The organism is Xanthobacter sp. DMC47, assembly GCF_056313845.1.
Window position 1 is genome coordinate 698,653 of the sequence record NZ_JBQUZM010000001.1, and the last position, 19,863, is coordinate 718,515.

At 67.2% G+C, this 19,863-nt stretch carries 17 protein-coding genes and 1 pseudogene; 6 read left to right on the plus strand and 12 right to left on the minus strand.

Annotation, left to right across the window (positions count from 1 at the left end; all coding sequences use genetic code 11):
* Window positions 1-72: 72 nt before the first annotated feature.
* The 5 genes from ACT54R_RS03325 to ACT54R_RS03345 form a co-directional block, all read right to left on the minus strand.
* Window positions 73-951 (minus strand): manganese catalase, encoded by an 879-nt coding sequence (locus ACT54R_RS03325; protein WP_476323605.1) that lies wholly within the window; start codon window positions 949-951, stop codon window positions 73-75.
* 30 nt (window positions 952-981) lie between these two features.
* Entirely contained in the window at window positions 982-1,494 is a 513-nt protein-coding gene (locus ACT54R_RS03330) for a ferritin-like domain-containing protein (protein ID WP_168461105.1), read from the minus strand.
* A 169-nt stretch (window positions 1,495-1,663) separates the two neighbouring features.
* On the minus strand, window positions 1,664-2,482 hold the full coding sequence (locus tag ACT54R_RS03335) for an SDR family NAD(P)-dependent oxidoreductase (protein ID WP_476323609.1): 819 nt from the start codon (window positions 2,480-2,482) through the stop codon (window positions 1,664-1,666).
* An 11-nt stretch (window positions 2,483-2,493) separates the two neighbouring features.
* Window positions 2,494-3,663 carry a zinc-dependent alcohol dehydrogenase gene (locus ACT54R_RS03340; RefSeq protein WP_476323612.1) on the minus strand — a complete coding sequence of 390 codons (1,170 nt, stop codon included), beginning with the start codon at window positions 3,661-3,663 and terminating at the stop codon, window positions 2,494-2,496.
* A 271-nt stretch (window positions 3,664-3,934) separates the two neighbouring features.
* A complete protein-coding gene (locus tag ACT54R_RS03345) occupies window positions 3,935-4,264 on the minus strand; it encodes a hypothetical protein (RefSeq protein WP_168461124.1) in 330 nt (109 codons plus the stop codon).
* Between the two features lie 334 nt (window positions 4,265-4,598).
* On the opposite strand from ACT54R_RS03345, the gene tkt reads away from it, so the two are divergent.
* Window positions 4,599-6,554, plus strand: coding sequence for a transketolase (gene tkt / locus ACT54R_RS03350; protein ID WP_476326356.1), 1,956 nt, complete (start codon window positions 4,599-4,601; stop codon window positions 6,552-6,554).
* Between the two features lie 31 nt (window positions 6,555-6,585).
* Window positions 6,586-7,545 carry a D-2-hydroxyacid dehydrogenase gene (locus tag ACT54R_RS03355; protein ID WP_476323616.1) on the plus strand — a complete coding sequence of 320 codons (960 nt, stop codon included), beginning with the start codon at window positions 6,586-6,588 and terminating at the stop codon, window positions 7,543-7,545.
* Window positions 7,546-7,732: 187 nt separating this feature from the next.
* Here the strand turns inward: ACT54R_RS03355 and ACT54R_RS03360 are convergent, their stop codons facing one another.
* From ACT54R_RS03360 to ACT54R_RS03385, 6 genes and pseudogenes are all read right to left on the minus strand, one after another.
* On the minus strand, window positions 7,733-9,679 hold the full coding sequence (locus ACT54R_RS03360) for a TRAP transporter large permease (protein ID WP_476323619.1): 1,947 nt from the start codon (window positions 9,677-9,679) through the stop codon (window positions 7,733-7,735).
* 2 nt (window positions 9,680-9,681) lie between these two features.
* Entirely contained in the window at window positions 9,682-10,707 is a 1,026-nt protein-coding gene (locus ACT54R_RS03365) for a TRAP transporter substrate-binding protein (RefSeq protein WP_476323622.1), read from the minus strand.
* Window positions 10,708-10,761: 54 nt separating this feature from the next.
* Window positions 10,762-11,649 (minus strand): annotated as a pseudogene (locus tag ACT54R_RS03370) (NAD(P)-dependent oxidoreductase); the annotation flags it as partial.
* Between the two features lie 43 nt (window positions 11,650-11,692).
* Entirely contained in the window at window positions 11,693-12,712 is a 1,020-nt protein-coding gene (locus ACT54R_RS03375; RefSeq protein ID WP_476323625.1) for a transketolase family protein, read from the minus strand.
* Window positions 12,709-13,548 carry a transketolase gene (locus ACT54R_RS03380; RefSeq protein ID WP_168461150.1) on the minus strand — a complete coding sequence of 280 codons (840 nt, stop codon included), beginning with the start codon at window positions 13,546-13,548 and terminating at the stop codon, window positions 12,709-12,711. The genes ACT54R_RS03375 and ACT54R_RS03380 overlap by 4 nt, the downstream gene beginning before the upstream one ends.
* An 89-nt stretch (window positions 13,549-13,637) precedes the next feature.
* Window positions 13,638-14,387 (minus strand): SDR family oxidoreductase, encoded by a 750-nt coding sequence (locus tag ACT54R_RS03385; protein ID WP_168461152.1) that lies wholly within the window; start codon window positions 14,385-14,387, stop codon window positions 13,638-13,640.
* 155 nt (window positions 14,388-14,542) lie between these two features.
* Here ACT54R_RS03385 and ACT54R_RS03390 point away from each other — a divergent pair, with 155 nt between their 5' ends.
* Window positions 14,543-15,430: a LysR substrate-binding domain-containing protein gene (locus ACT54R_RS03390; RefSeq protein ID WP_476323630.1), complete on the plus strand. Its 888-nt coding sequence runs from the start codon at window positions 14,543-14,545 to the stop codon at window positions 15,428-15,430.
* A gap of 33 nt (window positions 15,431-15,463) precedes the next feature.
* On the opposite strand, the gene ACT54R_RS03395 is transcribed toward ACT54R_RS03390, so the two are convergent.
* Window positions 15,464-16,426 (minus strand): LysR family transcriptional regulator, encoded by a 963-nt coding sequence (locus ACT54R_RS03395; protein WP_168461156.1) that lies wholly within the window; start codon window positions 16,424-16,426, stop codon window positions 15,464-15,466.
* 217 nt (window positions 16,427-16,643) lie between these two features.
* Here ACT54R_RS03395 and ACT54R_RS03400 point away from each other — a divergent pair, with 217 nt between their 5' ends.
* From ACT54R_RS03400 to ACT54R_RS03410, 3 genes are read left to right on the plus strand one after another with little or no spacing between them, the layout of a single operon-like run.
* A complete protein-coding gene (locus tag ACT54R_RS03400) occupies window positions 16,644-17,735 on the plus strand; it encodes an ABC transporter ATP-binding protein (protein WP_168461158.1) in 1,092 nt (363 codons plus the stop codon).
* Between the two features lie 42 nt (window positions 17,736-17,777).
* On the plus strand, window positions 17,778-18,500 hold the full coding sequence (locus ACT54R_RS03405; RefSeq protein ID WP_476323637.1) for an HAD-IA family hydrolase: 723 nt from the start codon (window positions 17,778-17,780) through the stop codon (window positions 18,498-18,500).
* Window positions 18,501-18,520: 20 nt separating this feature from the next.
* The gene (locus ACT54R_RS03410) at window positions 18,521-19,825 is read left to right on the plus strand and encodes an NAD(P)/FAD-dependent oxidoreductase (protein WP_476323640.1); all 1,305 of its coding nucleotides are present in this window, start codon (window positions 18,521-18,523) and stop codon (window positions 19,823-19,825) included.
* Window positions 19,826-19,863: the final 38 nt, after the last annotated feature.

Sequence of the window (19,863 nt, forward strand, 5' to 3'; positions counted from 1 at the left end):
AAAGAAGGCCCGGAGGACCAGCTGTCCTCCGGGCCCGAGAACCCGACGTGGGAGGGACGAGGCTCGCCGGGTCTATTCCGCAGCCGACGGAGGGGCAGGCACCGCCGCGGTGCCATACATGCGGGGATCGGCATCGCCGAGCAGACCATCGTCGTCGGCGAGCGGGCGGATTTCGTCGTAGGCGAGTTCGCCCTGCCCGTCCGGCGAGCGCCCCTTGGCCCATTGTCCGGCCCTGGCCTGCGTGCCTTCGGAGGCATCGATGTAGAGATAGGAGACGTCCTGCATCTCCATCTCGCGCGGGAAGTTGGCCGGCACGGGCGTGCGGTCGAAGCCTTCAGCCTCCAGTTCCTGGATGGCGGCGAGCCACTGGTTCTGGTGCATGGTGTCCCGCGCGATGAGGAAGGACAGCATATCCCGCACGCCGGTGTCGCTGGTGAGATTGTAAAGCCGGGCCACCTGCAGCCGCCCCTGGCTCTCCGCCGTCAAATTGAACCGGAAGTCGGCGAGAAGGTTGCCGCTGGCGGTCATATAGCCCGCCGTCCAGGGATTGCCGGCGCTGTCCACCGGGCGCGGGCCGGAGCCGGCGACAATGGCATGCTGCGGGTTCATGCCGGCCATGATGGCATCCTCGATGCGCGCGCCGCCGAGGATGGCGCCGACGGCGGAATCCTTCGCGGCATTCTCCTGCGCCTCCACCGGAGAACTTTCGAGGAGGCGCGCGATCATGGTCGCGAGCATCTCCACATGGCCGATCTCCTCGGTTCCGATGTCGAGGATCATGTCGCGATATTTCTGCGGCCCCCGGCAGGACCAGCCCTGCCAGAGGTAGCTCATCATCACGCTGATCTCGCCCCATTGTCCGCCCAGCGGCTCCTGCAGAAGCTTGGCGAACAGGGGATCAGGCGCGTCGGGCTTGGCGTGATACTGCAGCTGCTTGCGATGGATGAACATGAAGGGATCTCCTTGGCGCCATAGGCCGCGTCAGCGGTTCGCCTTCTCGCCGGCAGTCTCGAGCGCGATGTAGCGCTGCGTGACCTGCGGCAGGTGCATTTCCAGCCATTCGGCCATGGCCTGCTCTTCCTCCAGCGAGGCCTTCAGCAGCGGCACCGCCGCCAGCGAGCCGCAGGCTTCCGCCATGGTCACCAGGGAGCGGTAGGCGGCGATCTCGTAATTCTCGAAGGCGTAGTCCGCGAAGGAGTTCTTGAGGATCTCGTCGCCCGCCATGGAATGGCCAAGGGCGGCCATGTTCCCCATGAAGGAAGCCGCGGCATCCTTGAGCGTGGAATTGTCCTCGCCGAGGCTGGCGAGGATATCGTCCAGCCGCTTGAGCTGGCCGTTGGTCTCCTCCACATGGGTGCGCAGCCGGGCGGAAAGTTCGGGATAGTTCTCCAGCCGGTCGATCTGCCGGTTCATGATAGAAAGCGCTTCGTTCTCCACCGCATGGGCATTCCTGAGGCCCACGACGAAGAGGTCTCGGGTCGGGCTCGTCGCCATTTGCCGTCTCCACTGGATGTCTGAATTTTTCGGGGCCGGCCAATCGTGCCGCGGCCACCAGATGGGTAAGGCCTGGGACTGCCTATTGTTCCGTAACGTCAAGTTTAATGCGGTGAAAATGCAGCTTCTGATTAGAAAGCTTCACCGATGGCGCAGTATTGTTCCGCTTCTAGCTCTGCCCTGATCCCGGCTCAGCCATCTTGCGATGCTGCTCGGCAAGCAGTGCTGCCGGCGTGACATTGGCGATGGCGCTCTCGATGCGGTTCTTCCATCCCGCCACCACATCGCCCTGGCCGGACATCATGGCGTCGTAGCCGGCACGGGCGACGTCGGCGGGGTCGTCCTTCTCGCCCTGCCCCACCTGCGTGTCCATCAGGTCCGCGCGCTCGAAGAACTCGGTCTGGGTCGGCCCCGGCATCAGGCAGGTGACAGTGAGGCCGGTGTCCTTCAGTTCGTTGCGCAGTGCCCAGGCGAAGGAGTCGATGAAGGCCTTGGTGCCGTTGTAGACCGCCTGGAAGCTGCCGGGCATGAAGCCCGCGATGGACCCCGTGATGAGGATACGGCCGGAGCCTTGCCGCCGCATGGCGTTGCCGATGCGGTGGATGAGATAGATGGTCCCGGTGACATTGGTGTCCACCACATGGCGCGCGGCGTTGAAATCCTGATCGAGGAAGCCTTTGCCGAGCCCGTGGCCGGCATTGGCGCAGAGCACCTCCACAGGCCGCCCGAGGCGCTCCACTTCGGCATAGAGCTTGTCCACCCCCTCGATCGTGGCCAGATCCGTCTGGAGGGAATGAACCTCTGCTCCCACGGCGCTCAGAGCCTCGGCAGCGGTCTCGATGTCAGGCTGATCTGCGGCGATGACCAGATCGAAGCCGTCCCGCGCCAGGAGCAACGCCAGCTCGTAGCCGATGCCGGAGGATGCGCCCGTCACGACAGCGAGGGCCCGCGTATCGGGGGCGCGGGTTTGGGGGGTGGCCTCAGCCATGGCGTGTCCTTTCAGGGCTTGAGGACGACCTTGATGCAGCCGTCCTTCTTGTCGCGGAACTGGGCGTAGAGGTCCGGCCCGTCTTCCAGGCCAGCGCGATGGGTGATGACGAAGGAGGGATCGATGTCGCCGTTCTGGATGCGCTGCATCAGGATTGGCAGGTAGCGCTGGACCGGGGTCTGGGCCATGCGGAAGGTGAGACCGCGATTGATGGCCGAGCCCATGGGGATCTTGTCCAGAAAGCCGCCATAGACGCCGACGATGGAGACGACGCCGAAGTTGCGGCAGCACTGGATCGCCTGCCGCAGCACATGGGGCCGGTCCGTGCCCATGAAGGTCGCGACTTTGATGCGGTCGATGCGGGCGTAAAGGGAGGACGAGGCATCCGCCTCAGTGCCCACCGCATCGATGCAGGCGTCCGCGCCGCGGCCGTTGGTCATGTCGCGAATGCGCGCGTAGATATCTTCATCCAGGAAATCGAGCGTCTCCGCGCCGCCGGCCCGGGCCAGAGCGAGGCGCTCGGGCACCGTGTCGATGGCGATGACGCGCTCCGCGCCCAGCATGAAGGCGCTGCGGATGGCCATCTGACCCACCGGACCGCAGCCCCAGATGGCCACGGTCTCGCCGCCCTTCAGGTCGCAGAATTCGGCCGCCATATAGCCCGTCGGGAAGATGTCGGAGAGGAAGAGCACCTGCTCGTCGGTCAGCCCGTCCGGCACCTTGATGGGACCGACGTCGGCATAAGGCACGCGCAGGTATTCCGCTTGGCCACCTGAATATCCGCCAAGCATATGAGAGTATCCAAAGAGGCCCGCTGGGGAATAACCCCACATCTCCTCGGCCATCTTGTGGTTGGGATTCGAGCGCTCGCAGCCGGAATAGAAGCCGCGCCGGCAGAAGAAGCATTCGCCGCAGGAAATGGTGAAGGGCACCACCACGCGGTCGCCCACCTTGAGGTTCGATGCGCCTCTTCCTACCTCCACCACCTCTCCCATGGTCTCGTGCCCCAGCACATCACCATGTTCCATGGAGGGGATCACGCCATCATAGATGTGCACGTCCGAGCCGCAGATGGCGCAGGCCGTCACCTTGATGATGGCGTCGCGCGCGTGCAGGATCTGAGGGTCCGGCACCTGCTCGCATCGAATGTCGCCTTTGCCGTGGAAGGTCAGCGCCTTCATCAAAAGCCTCCTGCCGGGAGCGCGCCGCGGCACGCCATGTCAAACCACCGGAAATGTCCGGTCCATCTCCACTGGCGAACAGCCGGGGGGAGCGGTTGTTCCTCCGGCAAGGCTTTAAAATCAAAGATTTGCGGCAGCGTCCGTGCTTCCTGCGCCGTGGAAGGAGGCGGGAGCGCGAAGGCGTTTCAGCCCCGTTTGGGGGCGCGCAGCCTGCCGATGGGCGGGCCGCTGCGATGGGCGCACCCGCCCGCCAGATGCGGATGGCGGCCCCTCAGCTCGCGAAGCTGGCCGCCGCCAGCCCCAGCACCAGAAGTCCGGCCGCGACCAGCGCCCAAGTGCCCCAGTTGGGAGGCGCATTCGCGTGGGCGCGGTTGTCCTCCTCGCTCTGGGGGCGATAAAGCTCGCCGACGCTGGGGTCGCCGTCCGCGATGCGGTCGCCCTTCTCCGGCGGACGCCAGTCCTGCTGCGGGGCATGGCCGCCGGCCTCGTCATCCGTCCCCAGCGGCGCGGCGGCGAAGTCCGGCCCGCGCACCTTGTCGCGGTTCCGGCCGGTGTCCGTGGCGTGGCGGGTCCGCTCGGCATCCGATCCGTCTTCGGTCATGGCAACGCTCCTTTCGCTCATGTCTGTTCTGGCGAAAGAAGTGCCCGGCCCGGCGAGACGTTCCCGGCGTCTCCCCCAGCCGCTCCCCCGCCCCGCTTCGGGATGAACGGAAGAAGCCGCAACCCGGTGAAAATTCACCACACCGGTGAATCGTCTTCAGCAATCGGTGTGTATTTCGCGTTACCGGCCTCAAGCCGCTTTCGGCATCATCGCGACCCTAAAAGACCAAGGCACGATGAGGAGACGAACGTTGAGCGGCCAAGCCCCTGCCCCCATTGGCGATATCGCCATTTCCGCCCACGATGGCGCGCCCCTTTCGGCGGCGCTCCAGCCCATGGCGCATGCGATCCGCTTCCTCGCGGTGGACGCCATTCTCGCGGCGGGCGAAGGCCATCAGGGCGTTCCCCTCGGCATGGCCGAGATCGCGACGGTTCTCTACAGCCGCCACCTGAAATTCGATCCGGCCGACCCCACCTGGCCGGACCGCGACCGCGTCGTGCTCTCCAACGGGCACGGCTCCACCCTGCTCTATTCCTTGCTGCACCTCACCGGCTATCACCACATCTCGCTCGACGCGGTGAAGAGCTTCCGTGAACTCGGCTCAACCTGCGCCGGCCATCCCGAATACGAGCCGGCCGCCGGCATCGAGACCACCACCGGTCCCCTCGGGCAGGGCATCGCCAATGCGCTGGGTATGGCCATCGCCGAAGCCCACCTCAACGCCCGCTTCGGCGACGACCTCATCGATCACCGCACCTGGGCCTTCGTCGGCGACGGGTGTCTGCAGGAGGGCGTGGGGCAGGAGGTGATCCAGCTGGCCGGTCACCTGAAGCTCGGCAAGCTCACGTTCTTCTGGGATGACAACGCCATCACCGATGATGGCTCCACCGAGCTGTCCATCTCCGAGAATGTCGCCGAGCGCTTCCGCGTGGCCGGCTGGCACGTGGTGGAGATCGACGGCCACGACATCGCGGCGGTGGATGCGGCCATCCGCGCCGCCAAGGCCGATCCCCGACCTTCCATGATCGCCTGCAAGACCACCATCGCCCGTGGCATCCCGCGCCTCGAAGGCCAGCGCGGCGGCCATTCCGGCAAGCTCTTCCCCGAAGATCGTGCCGCCATGGCCGAGCGCTTCGGCTGGACCGGCGGCAGCTTCGACATTCCGGCCGCCATCGGCGCCGACTGGCGGGCCACGGGCGCGCCGGGCGCGCAGGCCCGGGCGGCCTGGCGCAAGCGGCTCGCGGCGGCGGGCAATCAGGTGCAGGACGAATTCCACCGCACCGTCTCCGGCACGCTGGCCGCCGGGGCGCGCGAGGCCATCCACGCCTACAAGGCGAAGGTGGCGGCCGAGGAGAAGGCGGACTTCTCCATCGCCACCTCCGGGGACATCGCGGCGGCGCTCTATGAAGTCCTCCCGGACATCATGACCGCCTGCGCAGATCTGGAGGCTCCCACCAACCACAAGCGCCAGCTCTCCGCCTTCACCGCGAAGGACCGGGCCGGCCGCTACATCCATTGCGGCGTGCGCGAGCATGCCATGGGCTCGCTCGCCAACGGCATGGCGGCCCACGGCGGCGTCATCCCGCTAGCCGTCACTTACCTGCCCTTCTCGGACTATGAGCGCCCGGCCCTGCGCATGGCGGCGCTCATGGGGCTGCCGGTGAAGTTCGTGTTCAGCCACGATTCCATCGGCATCGGCAAGAATGGGCCGACCCACCAGCCGGTGGAGATCATCGCCTCGCTGCGCGCCATGCCCAACATGACCGTGCTGCGTCCCTGCGACGCCATCGAGGCGGCTGAGGCGTGGGAGATTGCTTTGGATCATCGCACCGGCCCGGTGGCCCTCGTGTTCGCCCGCCAGTCCCTGCCGGCCCTGCGCCGCGACGGCAGCGCGGAGAACCGCTCGGCCCGCGGCGCCTATGTGCTTCAGGAGGCCGAGGGCGGCCCGCGCCGCGTCACCCTCCTCTCCACCGGCTCGGAAGTTCAGATCGCCGTGGAAGCCCGCGCCCAGCTACAGGCCGAGGGCATTCCCACGGCGGTAGTCTCCATGCCTTGCTGGAGCCTGTTCGAGGCTCAGGATGCCGCCTACCGCAATGCGGTGCTTGGCGCCGGCACCGTGCGCGTCGCGGTGGAAGCGGCGGTGAAGTTCGGCTGGGAGCGCTGGATCGGCGAGGATGGCGGCTTCGTCGGCATGACGGGCTTTGGAGCCTCCGGCCCGGCGGATGCGTTGTACCGGCATTTCGGCATCACCGCCAAGGCCGTGGCCGACGCCGCCCGCGTCCGCCTCTGAGCCTGTCGCGCCAATCGGAAAGACCAAGACCATGCACAGGATCGTCGTTCTCGACCGCGACACCATCGCGCCGGAAGTGAATGTCCGCCGCCCGTCCTTCCCCCACGAGTGGGTGGAATATGATCGCACCAGCGCAGGCGAAGTGACCGAACGGGCCAAGGACGCCACCATCCTCATCAACAACAAGGTGGACCTTCGGGCCGCCACACTCGCCCAGCTGCCCAACCTCAAGCTCATCGCCATCGCCGCCACCGGCACCGATTGCGTGGACAAAAAGGCTGCGGCGGCGCGGGGCATCTCCACGGTGAACATTCGCGGCTATGCCAAGGCCACCGTGCCGGAGCACACCTTTGCGCTGCTGCTCTCCCTCGCCCGCTCCATCGTGCCCTACCGGGCCGAGGTGCTGGAGGGCGCGTGGCAGGCGGCGCAGCAGTTCTGCTTCTTCACCAACCCCATCGTGGACCTCGCGGGCCGCCGGCTCGGCATCGTCGGCGCCGGCGTGCTGGGCTCGCAGGTGGCGGGCATCGCGCGCGCCTTCGGCATGGACGTGGTGTTCTACGATCCCGGTGCAAAGCCCGGAACGCCGGGCGTCGTCAGCCTCGACGAGCTGATCGAAACCTCCCACGCCATCACCCTGCACTGCCCGCTCACGGAAGAGACGCGCGGCATGTTCGACTTGTCCGCCTTCCGGCGCATGAAGAACCGGCCGATCCTTATCAACACCGCGCGCGGCGGACTGATCGTGGAGGAGGATCTGGAGATCGCCCTCGACGAGGGGCTGGTGAGCGCCGCCGGGCTCGACGTGACCCTGCCCGAGCCCCCGGCGCTCGACAGCGCCTTCATGCGCCTCGCACGGCGGCGCAATGTCATCTGCACGCCGCACATCGCCTGGGCCTCGCTGGAAGCGCAGCAGGCGCTGGCCGACCAGCTCATCGACAACATCGAGAACTTCGTCGCCGGCAGCCCCACCAACGTGGTCTCGCCCGACTGAGGCGCCCCTCAACGTTCCAGTCCCGGCGAGCCGCGCCGGCCGGATCATCGTCCGGCCGGCGTTTTCTTTTGCCCTGCGGACAGGGCACAAAAAAAGGCCCACCGGCGAACCGGCGGGCCTTCAGGCTAGGGAGCTTGCGAGCAAAGGGGGGCCCGGTCTGCGCCGGGCACCTCCTCAGGCAGGATACTCAGGGCAGGAAGCCGATGGAGATCCACGGCACGGCTGCCACCACCGCCAGCGCGATGAGCAGCACGAGCATGTAACCGACGATGGGTTTCATGCCCTCGTCCGGGTTCACGTCGCCGATGGCCGTCGCGCAGTAGTAGCCGACGCCGAAGGGCGGCGCGAACAGGCCGATGCCCATGGCGAGGATCACCACCATGGCATAGTGGACCTCGTGGATGCCCATCTGCCGCGCGATCGGGAACAGCAGCGGCCCGAACAGCACGATGGACGGGATGCCTTCCAGCACCGAGCCGAGAATGATGAAGGCGAGGATGGAGACCACCATGAAGGTCGCCGCACCGCCCGGAAGGCCGGACATCACCCTGGCGAGGTTCTGCGAGAAGCCGGACTGGGTGAGCGCCCAGGCCATGCCCGTCGCCGCGCCGATGATGAGCAGGATCGCGCCGGAGAGCGCGGCCGTGCTGATCATCATCGGAACAACACGGCTCCACTCGAACTGCCGATAGACGAGCAGGCCCACCACCACCGAATAGATGATGCCGATGGTGGAGACCTCCGTCGCCGTGGCGATGCCCTCCATCACCGCGCCGCGGATGACGAACGGCAGGGCGATGGCCGGCAGCGCGATGCCCGCGGACCACAGGATGTCCTTGGCCGAGACGCGCTTGACGTTGGAGAGATCGTCGTTGCGGTAGCGGTAGCGCACGAGGAGGCAGAGCGCGAGACCGAGCACCAAGGCGGGCAAAAGGCCGCCGGTGAACAGCGCCGCGATGGACACGCCCGTGACCGAGCCGATGGTCAGCAGCACGAGGGAGGGCGGGATCGTCTCCGTCTGCGCGCCGGTGGCGGCGAGCAGGGCCACGAGATCGCCCTTCTTGGCGCCGCGCTTCACCATTTCCGGGAACAGCACCGGCGTCACCGCCGCCATGTCCGCCGCCTTCGAGCCGGAGATGCCGGAGACGAGATACATGGCGCCGATCAGCACGTAGGAGAGGCCGCCGCGCACGTGACCCAGAAGGCTCGCGAGGAAGCCCACCAGCGCCCGTGCCATGCCCGTCATCTCGATCAGCAGGCCGAGGAAGACGAACAGCGGCACCGAGAGCAGGATGAGGTGGCTCATGCCTTCGTCCATGCGCCCCACCACCACCGCGAGCGGCGTGGTGGTCGTGAAGGTGAGGTAGCCCACCGTCGCGAGGCCGAACGAGAAGGCGATGGGCACACCGGCGAACACCGACGCCGCCACGAGGCCGACGAGGAAGATGAGCAGATTGTAATTGCCCAGCGTCTTCAGCCACGGCGAGGCGAAATGGCCGAGCGCAACCGCCAGAACCAGGCAGACGCAGACCACCGCCACCTGCTTCGGATTGACCGCGCGCAGCAGCTTCAGGAAGCTGACCAGCGCCATGAGCCCGATGCCGATGGGCAGCGCCGCGGCCTTCCACGTGTTCGGCACGTCGAGGGCCGGCAGCGTGACGAACATCTCGTCCTCGGCATACTCGATGGCGGGATGCAGCACCGCCACGAGGAAGACGAGGGGCGCCGCGAGGGCCAGCGTCTCCAGCACCGACCGCACGCGGGGCGAGGCCATGCTGACGAGGGCGGTCATGCGCATGTGGCTGTCGCGCTGGAGGGCCAGCACGGCGCCGAACATGGCGAGCCAGATGAACAGGACGGACGCAAGCTCGTCCGACCATACGATAGGGCTGTGCAGCGCATAGCGCTTCACCACGCCGACGAAGAGCACGGTGATCTCGGCCAGCACGAGGGCGGCGGCGAGATATTCCACCACGCGGCAGAGGGCCGTCTCCACGCCGAAGACGGCGCGGCGCCAGCCGGTGGGAAGCGCCGGGGGCGGCGCGTCCTCTGTGGCGTAGGCTTCGTGCAGCGCGTGGGTTTCGTCCAGCGCGTGCCCGGGCGGCGGCATGGAGTGGGATACGTGCTGGGACATGCTCACCCCCCGAGCTTGCCGACGGCGGCCTCGAGCAGGCCCCACGCCTCATCGCCGTACTTGGCCTTCCACTCGCCGTAGAACGGAGTTGCGGCCAGCGCCTTGCGGAACAGCTCGCGGTCCACGTCGATGAAGGTGATGCCCTTGGCGGTGAGGTCGGCGCGCAGGCTCTGGTTGAGCGAGGCGATGTCGGCGCGCTGGTCCACAGCCGACTTGTCCAGCTCGCGGGTGATGACGGCGCGAACGTCCTCCGGCAGCGTGCCCCAGGCGCGGCGGTTGCCGAGGATGACGTAGCCGTCCCAGACGTGGCCGGTCATGGAGCAGGACTTCTGCACCTCGTAGAGGCGGGTGGAAGCGATGATCGCGAGCGGGTTCTCCTGGCCCTCGACCACCTTGGTCTGGAGCGCGGAATAAAGCTCGTTGAAGTTGATCGGCGTGGCGCCGGCGTTCAGGGACTTGAACACCGAGGTCAGCATCGGCGCCGGCGGGACACGGATCTTGAAGCCGTTCAGGTCCTGCGGCGTGCGGATCTCGCGGGTGGACGAGGTGATCTGGCGGAAGCCATTGTCCCAGAACTTGGCGGGTGCAACGAGGCCGGTCTTCTCGATCTGCGCGCGGATATACTTGCCGAGGTCGCCGTCCACCGCCTTCCACACGGTCGCGTAGTCAGGGAACGCGAAGCCGGTGTTGACGATGCCGGAAACGGGCACCAGCGTCGCGAGGATCGAGGTGGAGAGGTTGAAGAACTCGACGCCGCCCGAGCGCACCTGGGCGAGCAGGTCGGTGTCCGAGCCAAGCTGGTTGGCCGGGAACAGCTTGATCTCGACGCGGCCGGAGGTGGCCTCGCGGATGCGGTCGAGGGCTTCCTGGGCGCGCTTGTTCACCGGGTGGGTGGGGTCCTGGCCGGTGGCGTACTTGTAGGTGAATTCGGCAGCCTCGCCGCGGCGGGTCAGGATGCTGAACAGGGGCAGCGCGGCGCCTGCGGCAAGCACGTGACGGCGGGTCAGGCCGGTCTTGGTCGGTTTCATGGTGTCTTCTCCCTAGTGTGCCGTTTCGGCGGCTTGATCGTTGGAAAGAGGGGACTAGGCCCGGCCCTGCAGGGCGCGGTAGGCGGCGATCACCTGGCTGTCGTCCTCGGCGCCCCGGCCACGGCCGGAGACGGAGAGGAACATCTGGTGGGCGGTTGCCGCGAGCGGCAGCGCGGTCTTGGCGCCTGCGCCGGCTTCGAGAACGATGCCGAGATCCTTCACGAAGATGTCCACCGCGCTGGTCACGCGCGGCTCGCTCTCCAGCATGCGGGGGCCGCGATCCCTGAGCATCCAGCTGGAGGCGGCGGAGCCGGAGACGATGTCGAGCATGGCGTTCATGTCGAGGCCGAGCGTCTCGGCCAGCGACAGGGCCTCGCCGGCGACCGCGAGATGCACGCCGCACAGGAGCTGGTTCACCGCCTTGGCGGTGGCGCCCTGCCCGGCCTTGTCGCCCAGCAGCACCACTTTGGAGCCCATGGCGTCCAGCACCGGCTTCACCTGCGCGAACAGGTCTCCCGCCGCCGCGACCATGATGGTGAGGCTGCCGGCTTCCGCCCCGACCACACCACCCGAGACGGGGGCATCCACGAGACGGCGGCTCTGGGCCTCCACGCGCTTGGCGAGGGCCGCGACGGCGGCGGGCGGGCAGGTGGCCATGAGGATGACCGTGCCGCCCTCAGGCAGATGCGCCAAAGCGCCCGCGCCGAACAGGATGTCGTCGGCCTGGGCGGCATTCACCACCATCAGCACCACGGCATCCTGGCCGGCGAAGGCCTCTGCGAGGCTGGCCGCAGCCACGCCCCCGGCACCGGCGAGCTTCGCCCCGGCCTCGGGCCGGATATCGAAGCCCGTCACGGCGAAGCCGGCACGGGCGAGGTTGGCCGCCATCGGCAGGCCCATGGAGCCGAGCCCCACAAAGCCGATTTTCTTCATCGTTTCCTCCCGCTCGGCCCGCCCCTCTTGCCGGGGGCTGGGACCGGATGGATTACTTGAGCCAGCCCTTCACCTGCGCCGAGAGCGCGTCGGTGGAGATGCCGTAGCGATCATGCAGGGTGGGCAGCGCGCCGGCGGCCAGGAACTCGTCCGGCAGGCCGATCATGCGGAACGCGGGGTGAACGCCCTCGCGCATCAGCAGCCCCGCCACCGCCTCGCCGAGGCCGCCGATGACGGTGTGGTTTTCCACCACAACCACGAGGCGGCCGGGCTTGGCGCAGGCTTCCAGGATGGTCGCCGTGTCGAGGGGTTTGATGGTGGGCACGTGCAGCACGCCCACGTCCACGCGGTCCGCCTCAAGCGCCTTGGCGGCTTCGAGCGCCCGCATGGTCATGATGCCGGACGAGATGAACAGCACCTCGTAGCCGTCGCGCAGCATCTTGGCCTTGCCCAGCTCGAAGGTGTAGCCGTACTCGTCGAGCACGAGCGGCACTTGGCCGCGCAGCAGGCGCATGTAGACCGGGCCCTTGTGGGCCACCATGGCCGGCACCGCCTGCTCGATCTCGTGCGCGTCGCAGGGGTCGATGACCGTCATGTTCGGAATGGCGCGCATGAGCGCCAGATCTTCCGCCGCCTGGTGCGAGGGGCCGTAGCCGGAGGTGAGACCCGGCAGGGCGCAGGCGATCTTCACGTTGCGGTCTTCTTCCGCAATCGTCTGGTGGATGAAGTCATAAGCCCGCCGCGAGGCGAACACCGCATAGGTGGTGGCGAAGGGCGTGAAGCCTTCCGCCGCGAGGCCCGAGGCGGCGCCGAACAGCAGCTGCTCGGCCATGCCCATCTGGTAGTAGCGATCCGGGAAGGCCTGCTGGAAGATGTGCAGGTCGGTATACTTGCCGAGGTCCGCCGTCATGCCGACGATGGAGGGATCGTTCTGCGCAGCCTTGACCAGCGCATGACCGAACGGCGCCGGCTTGGTGCGCTGCCCCTCGCCCGCGATGGACGCGATCATGGCGGAGGTGGTCAGGCGCGGCTTGGCCGGGGTATCAGCCCTGGCGGCGGGAGCGGGTTTCATGCGGGCTTCCTCTCGTCGAGGGCGGCCAGGGCCAGCTGCCACTCATGGGCATCCACACGGATGAAGTGGTTCTTGTCGCGCGCCTCGAGGAAGGGGATGCCCTTGCCCATGAGCGTGTCGGCGATGATCATGCTGGGCCGGCCGCCATTGGCGGTCTTGGCCGCATCGAAGGCGTTGCGCACGGCGTCGAGGTCGTTGCCGTCCACCCGCTGCACGAACCAGTTGAAGGCTTCCAGCTTCTCCGGCAGCGGCTCGAAGCCGAGCATGGAGGTGGAGGGGCCGTCCGCCTGCTGGTTGTTCACGTCGACGATGGCGATGAGGTTGTCGAGCTTGTAGTGGGCGGCCGACATGATGGCCTCCCACACCGAGCCCTCATCCAGCTCGCCGTCGGAGAACAGGGTGTAGACCCGGCTGTCCGAGCCCTTGCGCTTCAGGCCGAGGCACTTGCCCACCGCGATGGAGAGGCCGAGGCCGAGAGAGCCGCCGGACATCTCCATGCCCGGGGTATAGGCCGCCATGCCGGACATGGGCAGGCGGCTGTCGTCGAAGCCGTAGGTCTCCAGCTCGTCCTCGGGGACGATGCCGGCCTCGATCAGCGCCGCGTAGAGCGCGATCGCATAATGGCCGTTGGACAGCAGGAAGCGGTCGCGCCCCTCCCATTCTGGGTTCTGGGGCTCGTAGCGCATGGCGTGGAAATAGGCGGTGGCCAGCACATCGGCGATGTCGAGAGCCTGAGCGATATAGCCCTGCCCCTGCACCTCGCCCATGCGGATGGCATGACGCCGGATGTTCCAGGCGCGCCGCTCCAGCGAGACGTTGGAAGTTGTCGTGGTCATTGTCCCTGTTCCTGTCGAGGAGCGCCCGCGCCGGGACGGGTCCGGCCGCCTTGCGACCGCCGACCCGCACGCGCCGAGGCGGACCGGGATTAGTGGATCAGCATGCCGCCGTTGACGTCGATCACCGCGCCGGTGACGTACGCAGACAGGTCGCTGGCGAGGAACAGATAGATGCCGGCCACGTCGCTTGCGTCGCCGAGGCGATTGAGCGGGATGCCCTTCAGGATGTCCTTGCGCATCTCGTCGGTCAGCTTGCCGCCGGTGATGTCGGTCTGGATCAGGCCGGGGGTGACGCAATTCACGCGGATGCCGTCCACGCCGAACTCGCGGGCCATCGCCTTGGCAAGGCCGAGCACGCCGGCTTTCGCGGAGGAATAGTGCGGGCCGCCGAAGATGCCGCCGCCGCGCTGCGCGGACACCGACGACATGCAGGCGATGGAGCCGGACTTGCGCGCCTGCATGTGCGGGATGAACACCTGGCTGAGGAACAGGACGCCCTTGCAGTTGATGTCCTGGATGCGGTCCCAGCTCGCCTCGTCGATATCGAGGGTCTTCACCGGCTGGGTCACGCCGGCATTGTTGACGAGGATGTCCACATGGCCGAACGCGGCAATGACTGCATCGGCGGCCGCCTGGCAGGACGCCTTGTTGGCGACGTCACAGCCGACGCCGATGTGCTGCGGGCCGAGCTCGGCGGCAGCGGCCTTGGCGGCGGCCTCGTCGATGTCGAGAATGGCGATGCGCGCGCCATGGGCGGCGAACAGCTTCGCCGTGGCAAGACCAATGCCGCGGGCGCTGGCCGCCCCCGAAATGGCGGCGGTCTTGTTCTGAAGCAACATGGTTTCCTCCACGAGGGGCCTCTTTTTGTAAGGGTGATACTGGCTCGCCTTTTCCCGGCTGAAAAACGCAAAAATTGCGCGAATGGATGAACCATGCTCATCTAACGCCTCGAACCATCCGCCCTTCCCCAGCGGCTTCCTTCATGAGTGATCGCATGAAGCGCCTTCCCCTCTCCGCCCTCCAGGCCTTCGAATCCGCCGCGCGGCGCGGCTCCTTCCGTGTTGCCGGCGAGGAGCTGGGCATATCGCCCAGCGCCATTAGCCACGCGGTGCGCAAGCTGGAGGATCTGATGGGCGCGGCCCTGTTCGAGCGTGAAGGTCGAGCGGTGCGGCTCAATCCGGCGGGCGAGGCGCTGATGCGCCATGTGTCGGCCGGCTTCGACGAGATGCGGCAGGGCATCGAGATGGTCGGCGCCCGCTCGGTGAACCTGCTGCGGCTGCATTGCGCGCCCTCGCTGGCGGCACAATGGCTGCTCCCCCGGTTGCGCACGCTGCTCGCCAAGCAGCCGGGGCTGGAGGTGCGCCTCGCGGCCGGCGTGGACTATCCCCGCTTTGAGCATGACGAGTTCGACGCCGACATCTGCTACGGCCCGCCCCGGCAGGAAGGGCTGATCGTGGTGCCCCTCGGCGAGGAGACGGTGACGCCCCTTTGCGCGCCGGAAATGGCCGCGCGGATATCAGGACCGCTGGACCTGCTCGAACACGACCTGATCGAGAGCGACAACAAGCGCGTGCGCTGGAACCACTGGTTCGAATCCAACGGCGTCGCCCCGCCCGGCCCGCGCGGCTCGCGCTTCGACCGCTCCTTCATGGCCATCGCGGCGGCGGTGGACGGGCTCGGCATCGCGCTCGAATCCACCCGCCTCGCCGAGCGCGAGATCGCCCGCGGGCAATTGGTGGCGCCACTGGCCGGCAAGGCCAACGACGTCACCTATGTCGGGCACTATCTGGTCTTCCCCCGTGCCGCGAAAGCGCGGCGGGCGGTGCGCATGTTCGCCACCTGGATCACGCAGGAACTCGATCTGCCGACGCCGCGCATCTGAGGACCCGGCTCTTCCGCACGAACCCGGCCCGGATCACGGCACCAGACGCGCCCCCTGCTCCAGCACCTCATCGAGGCCAAGCTGGGGATGGAGTTCGGCGACGACGGCGATGTCTTCCTGGATGCGGGCGATGATCCAGTCCCGCACCTCGGTGACAATCGCCCTCGCGGCCTTGTCGCGCGAGCGCACGAACTGGCAGTGCCGCCCGGTCGTCATCAGCCGCGGGCTCGCGGGAATGAGCATCTTGTTGCGCAGCCAGTGGCAGATCACATTCAGCCAGCCCAACGCCACGCCCTGCCCCAGCAGCGCCGCCTGCACGACGATGGCGTAGTCCGAGAAGATCATCGAATTGACGGCCGAGTTCGGGTCCTCGGGAAAGAACAGATGCGACCAGTCGGGCTGCGCCTCGCTGAGGAAGATGAGCGTCTCCTCGGTCGCTTTCAGCGGGCCGCGGTGCGCCTCGCTGTAGCCGGGGCTGCAGATGGGCAGCAGCGTCTCGGGCATGATGTAGGCCGCCTCGTGCCGCTCATCCGGCCCGTTCACGAAACGCATGCCGAGATCGACGTCGGTGACCGGCCCGGTCAAGGCGGACATGATGAGCTCGAACCGAAGCTCCACGGTCGGGAAGGTGCGCTTCAGTTCCGCCATGTGCGGCATGATCCAATGGGTGGTGAACCCCGTCGAGACCGAAAGGGTCACGGTCTCCACCCCCGCATTGCGATCCTCGATTTCCCGCAGCGCGTGCTCGATGCCGGAAAATCCCCGCGAGATGGCCTCGTACAGAATGAGCCCGGCCTCGGTGAGCGTCACGCCCCCGGGCAGGCGGTTGAACAGCACGGTTCCGATGTGGTCCTCGAGGCGACCGATCATGCGGCTGACCGCGGCCGGCGTGACATTCAGCTCGCCGGCCGCGCGGGCGAAACTCCCGCAGCGTGCCGCGGCCTCGAACGTGAAGAAGCCGTTCATGGACGGCAGGGCGAGCCGGATTTTACGCATTTACATGATGTAACTTAGCCGGGATTTTTTTTCAATTGAACCGGCCGCGCAACGTTGGTCTTCTAAGGCCCAACGAAGGCTCGCGAAGAGCCATAAAGCCAGAGACAAAGGGGAACGGCATCGCGACGGCGAGCGGACGTGCGCACGCGCACGGGCCTTTTCGTCTGGCCGCACATGCGATGTAACGTTGCCGCGTTGCTTTTCAGAGCGGGGCAAGATGACCAGGCCAGCATCTTCCGGAACCGTCGGCGTATCGATCCGGAACGCCACCAAACACTACGCCGGCTTTTGCGCCCTCAACGACGTCAGCCTGGAGGTGGCGCCCGGCGAGTTCGTCTCCGTGCTCGGACCCTCAGGGTCCGGCAAGACGACGCTGCTGGGCATCCTCGGCGGCTTCGTCCAGCCCTCCTCCGGGTCGGTCTTCCTGGGCGAACGGGACATCACGTTCGCCCCGCCGCACAAGCGCGACATCGGCATCGTCTTCCAGAACTACGCGCTCTTTCCGCACATGAGCGTCGCCGAGAACGTGACCTTTCCCCTGCGCGCCCGCCGCATGCCGAAGTCCGAATGGCCGGCCAAGTTGAAGGCGGCGCTGGAGATGACGGAGCTTGGTGGCTACGGCGACCGCAAGATCCACGAATTGTCCGGCGGCCAGCGCCAGCGCGTCGCGCTCGCCCGGGCGATGATCTTCGAGCCGCGGCTCATCCTGATGGACGAGCCGCTTTCGGCCCTCGACAAGCAATTGCGCGAGACGATGCAGATCGAACTCAAGCATCTGCACCGCAAGCTGGCCGCCACCATCATCTACGTGACGCACGACCAGCGCGAGGCGCTGACCATGAGCGACCGTATCGCCATCATGAACAAGGGGCGTATCGTCCAGGTCGATGCGCCGGAGCGGCTGCACGACCATCCGGTGAATTCCTTCGTGGCCGGCTTCATCGGCGAGGCGACGCTCCTGCCGGTGTCGCGCATCGACGACAATAGCGTCGATCTGGGCGGCACGCGGATCGTCTCGGGACGGCCGATCCCGCACAATCTGAAGCTCTTCCTCGCCATCCACTCCGAGAAACTCACGGTGGTGCAGGACGGCGCGGACACCTCCGCGAACATCCTCACCGGCACCGTTTCGGAGGCGCTCTATCAGGGCGAGAGCGTGCGCATGTTCGTGGATCTGGACCACGGCGCGCGGCTGAGCCTGAGGGTGCCCAGCAATCACGAAAACCGCTCCAGGATGAAGGCGCCGGGCGAACGCATCGCCGTCCGCCTGCATCCCGACGACACCATCGTGGTGCCTCAGGCGCCCTGACTTCCCCGCTCCCGAATGCGAGATTCACAAGGAAAGCGTAAGATGAAGCTCTCTCAGTTCAAGGTCCTGACGTTCGACGTGGTCGGCACGCTCATCGACTTCGAGACGGGTGTCCTGAACGCCGTGCGCGCACTGGGCGGCCCGAAGGCCGCGGCCGCCAGCGACGACGACATCTTCGAGCCCTACAAGCGCGGCCGCGACAAGTTCTATGGCCGGTCTTCCTTTGCCATGAAAGACGTCTATCTGTCCCTCGCGGCGGAACGCGGCTTCAACGACGATGAGGCCACCGCCGAGGCCTTCCAGCTCGCCGTGCTGCGCTGGCCGGCGTTCGCGGATTCGGTGGACGCCCTGCGGCGGCTGCGCAAGAATTTCCGCCTCGTCGCCATGACCAATGCCGACCGCACCGCCTTTTCGGCCTATTCCGCGACGCTCGAAAACCCCTTCCACGACAGCGTGACCTGCGACGAGACCGGCTGCGCCAAGCCCGATCCGCGCTTCTTCGCCTTCAACAAGGGCCGCCAGTCCGCCCACGGCTTCCGCCAGTCGGAGATCCTGCATGTGGCGCAGAGCCAGTATCACGACATCGGCGTCGCCAAGGCCGAGGGCTACACCACCTGCTGGATCGAGCGGCGCCAGGGCCTGAAGGGCTTCGGCGGCACGCCGGACCCGAAGGTGCTGACCAAGCCGGACTTCCACTTCTCCACGCTGAAGCAACTTGCGGATGCCGTGGATGCGGAACTCGACACCTCCCGCGCGGCAGCCTGAGCGAAAGAAGGCACGACACCATGCTCACCCCCGCGCTCCCGACCGACATTCCTTCGCTGTGGCAGGCGACGTCGGTCGCCCGGCCCACCTTCGCGAGCGCGCGGGGGAACCAGAGTTTCGACGTGGCGGTGATCGGTGGCGGCTATACCGGCCTCACCACCGCTCACTATCTGGCCAAGGCCGGCCTGTCGCCTGTGGTGCTGGAGGCCAACGGCATCGGCTGGGGTGCCAGCGGGCGCAATGGCGGCGTCGTCTCCGGCAAGTTCCGGCTGGGCTTCCGAGACATCGCCACCCGGCACGGCATCGACACCGCCCGCGCGATGCACGATCTGGGCATCGAGGTGATCGCACACGTGGGCGAGCTGATCGCGGAGCTGGGCATCGCGGGGGCGGACTACCGTCCCACCGGCTCGCTCCGCTGTGCCCACAACGCGCATACGCTGGAGCAACTGAAGACCGAGGCGGAGTGGCTGCGCGGGGCGCTCGGCGACACCGCGATCTCCATCCTCAGCAAGGAGGAGGTCGCGGCGGAGACCGGCTCGGATGGGTTCACCGGGGGGATGCTGAACACCCATGGCGGCATCATCCATCCGCTGAACTTCGTACTGGGGCTCGCCGCCGGGCTCAAGGCGGCGGGCATCGCCATCCATGAGCGCTCGCCGGTCCTGAGCCTGCGCCGCGAGGGCGCGGGCGTGGTGATCGAGACGCACGATGCGCGCATCACCGCCCGGCAGGTGGTGATCGCCACCAATTCCTATTCCGATATCACCCCCGCCACCGCGGCCGTGCGCACCTCCATCATTCCCTTCCGCTCCGCGATGATCGCGACCGAGCCGCTGGCCGGCACGCCGGGCGCGCGTTTGCTCAGCACCGGCCGCAGCTACACCGAGACGCGGCGCATGATGCGCTGGTTCCGCAAAGCCGGCGATCGCCTGCTTTATGGCGGCCGCGGCGCCTTCGGAAAGACCGACCGGCAGAGCGCCTACACCGCGCTCGAAAAGGCAATGGTGCGGCAGTTTCCGGAACTCGCGCAGGTGAAGGTAACCCACCGCTGGTCCGGCCTCGTCGCAATGACCATGGACAGCCTCCCCCATCTCGGGCGGCTCGATGACCGGATCGTCTACAGCGTCGGCTACAACGGTACCGGCGTCGCGCTCGCTTCCGGCATCGGACGGCATGTTGCAAACCTGTTGACGGGGGGCCGGCCCGACCTCGGGCTCATCACCCGGCAGCCGCTCCACCCCATTCCCTTCTATGCCCTGCGGGAGCCGGCGGTGCGGCTGGTCGCGGGCGCCTATCAATTCCTCGACGCCATCGGACGATGACGGCGAACGAGCAAGAAGCTTCCAGACGGCAAGGGCCC

Excerpts from the sequence above, each read along its gene's own strand:
- ACT54R_RS03325 (WP_476323605.1), bottom strand. The coding sequence starts at position 951 with ATGTTCATCCATCGCAAGCAGCTGCAGTATCACGCCAAGCCCGACGCG.
- ACT54R_RS03330 (WP_168461105.1), bottom strand. The coding sequence starts at position 1,494 with ATGGCGACGAGCCCGACCCGAGACCTCTTCGTCGTGGGCCTCAGGAAT.
- ACT54R_RS03335 (WP_476323609.1), bottom strand. The coding sequence starts at position 2,482 with ATGGCTGAGGCCACCCCCCAAACCCGCGCCCCCGATACGCGGGCCCTC.
- ACT54R_RS03340 (WP_476323612.1), bottom strand. The coding sequence starts at position 3,663 with ATGAAGGCGCTGACCTTCCACGGCAAAGGCGACATTCGATGCGAGCAG.
- ACT54R_RS03345 (WP_168461124.1), bottom strand. The coding sequence starts at position 4,264 with ATGACCGAAGACGGATCGGATGCCGAGCGGACCCGCCACGCCACGGAC.
- tkt (WP_476326356.1), top strand. The coding sequence starts at position 4,599 with ATGGCGCATGCGATCCGCTTCCTCGCGGTGGACGCCATTCTCGCGGCG.
- ACT54R_RS03355 (WP_476323616.1), top strand. The coding sequence starts at position 6,586 with ATGCACAGGATCGTCGTTCTCGACCGCGACACCATCGCGCCGGAAGTG.
- ACT54R_RS03360 (WP_476323619.1), bottom strand. The coding sequence starts at position 9,679 with ATGTCCCAGCACGTATCCCACTCCATGCCGCCGCCCGGGCACGCGCTG.
- ACT54R_RS03365 (WP_476323622.1), bottom strand. The coding sequence starts at position 10,707 with ATGAAACCGACCAAGACCGGCCTGACCCGCCGTCACGTGCTTGCCGCA.
- ACT54R_RS03375 (WP_476323625.1), bottom strand. The coding sequence starts at position 12,712 with ATGAAACCCGCTCCCGCCGCCAGGGCTGATACCCCGGCCAAGCCGCGC.
- ACT54R_RS03380 (WP_168461150.1), bottom strand. The coding sequence starts at position 13,548 with ATGACCACGACAACTTCCAACGTCTCGCTGGAGCGGCGCGCCTGGAAC.
- ACT54R_RS03385 (WP_168461152.1), bottom strand. The coding sequence starts at position 14,387 with ATGTTGCTTCAGAACAAGACCGCCGCCATTTCGGGGGCGGCCAGCGCC.
- ACT54R_RS03390 (WP_476323630.1), top strand. The coding sequence starts at position 14,543 with ATGAAGCGCCTTCCCCTCTCCGCCCTCCAGGCCTTCGAATCCGCCGCG.
- ACT54R_RS03395 (WP_168461156.1), bottom strand. The coding sequence starts at position 16,426 with ATGCGTAAAATCCGGCTCGCCCTGCCGTCCATGAACGGCTTCTTCACG.
- ACT54R_RS03400 (WP_168461158.1), top strand. The coding sequence starts at position 16,644 with ATGACCAGGCCAGCATCTTCCGGAACCGTCGGCGTATCGATCCGGAAC.
- ACT54R_RS03405 (WP_476323637.1), top strand. The coding sequence starts at position 17,778 with ATGAAGCTCTCTCAGTTCAAGGTCCTGACGTTCGACGTGGTCGGCACG.
- ACT54R_RS03410 (WP_476323640.1), top strand. The coding sequence starts at position 18,521 with ATGCTCACCCCCGCGCTCCCGACCGACATTCCTTCGCTGTGGCAGGCG.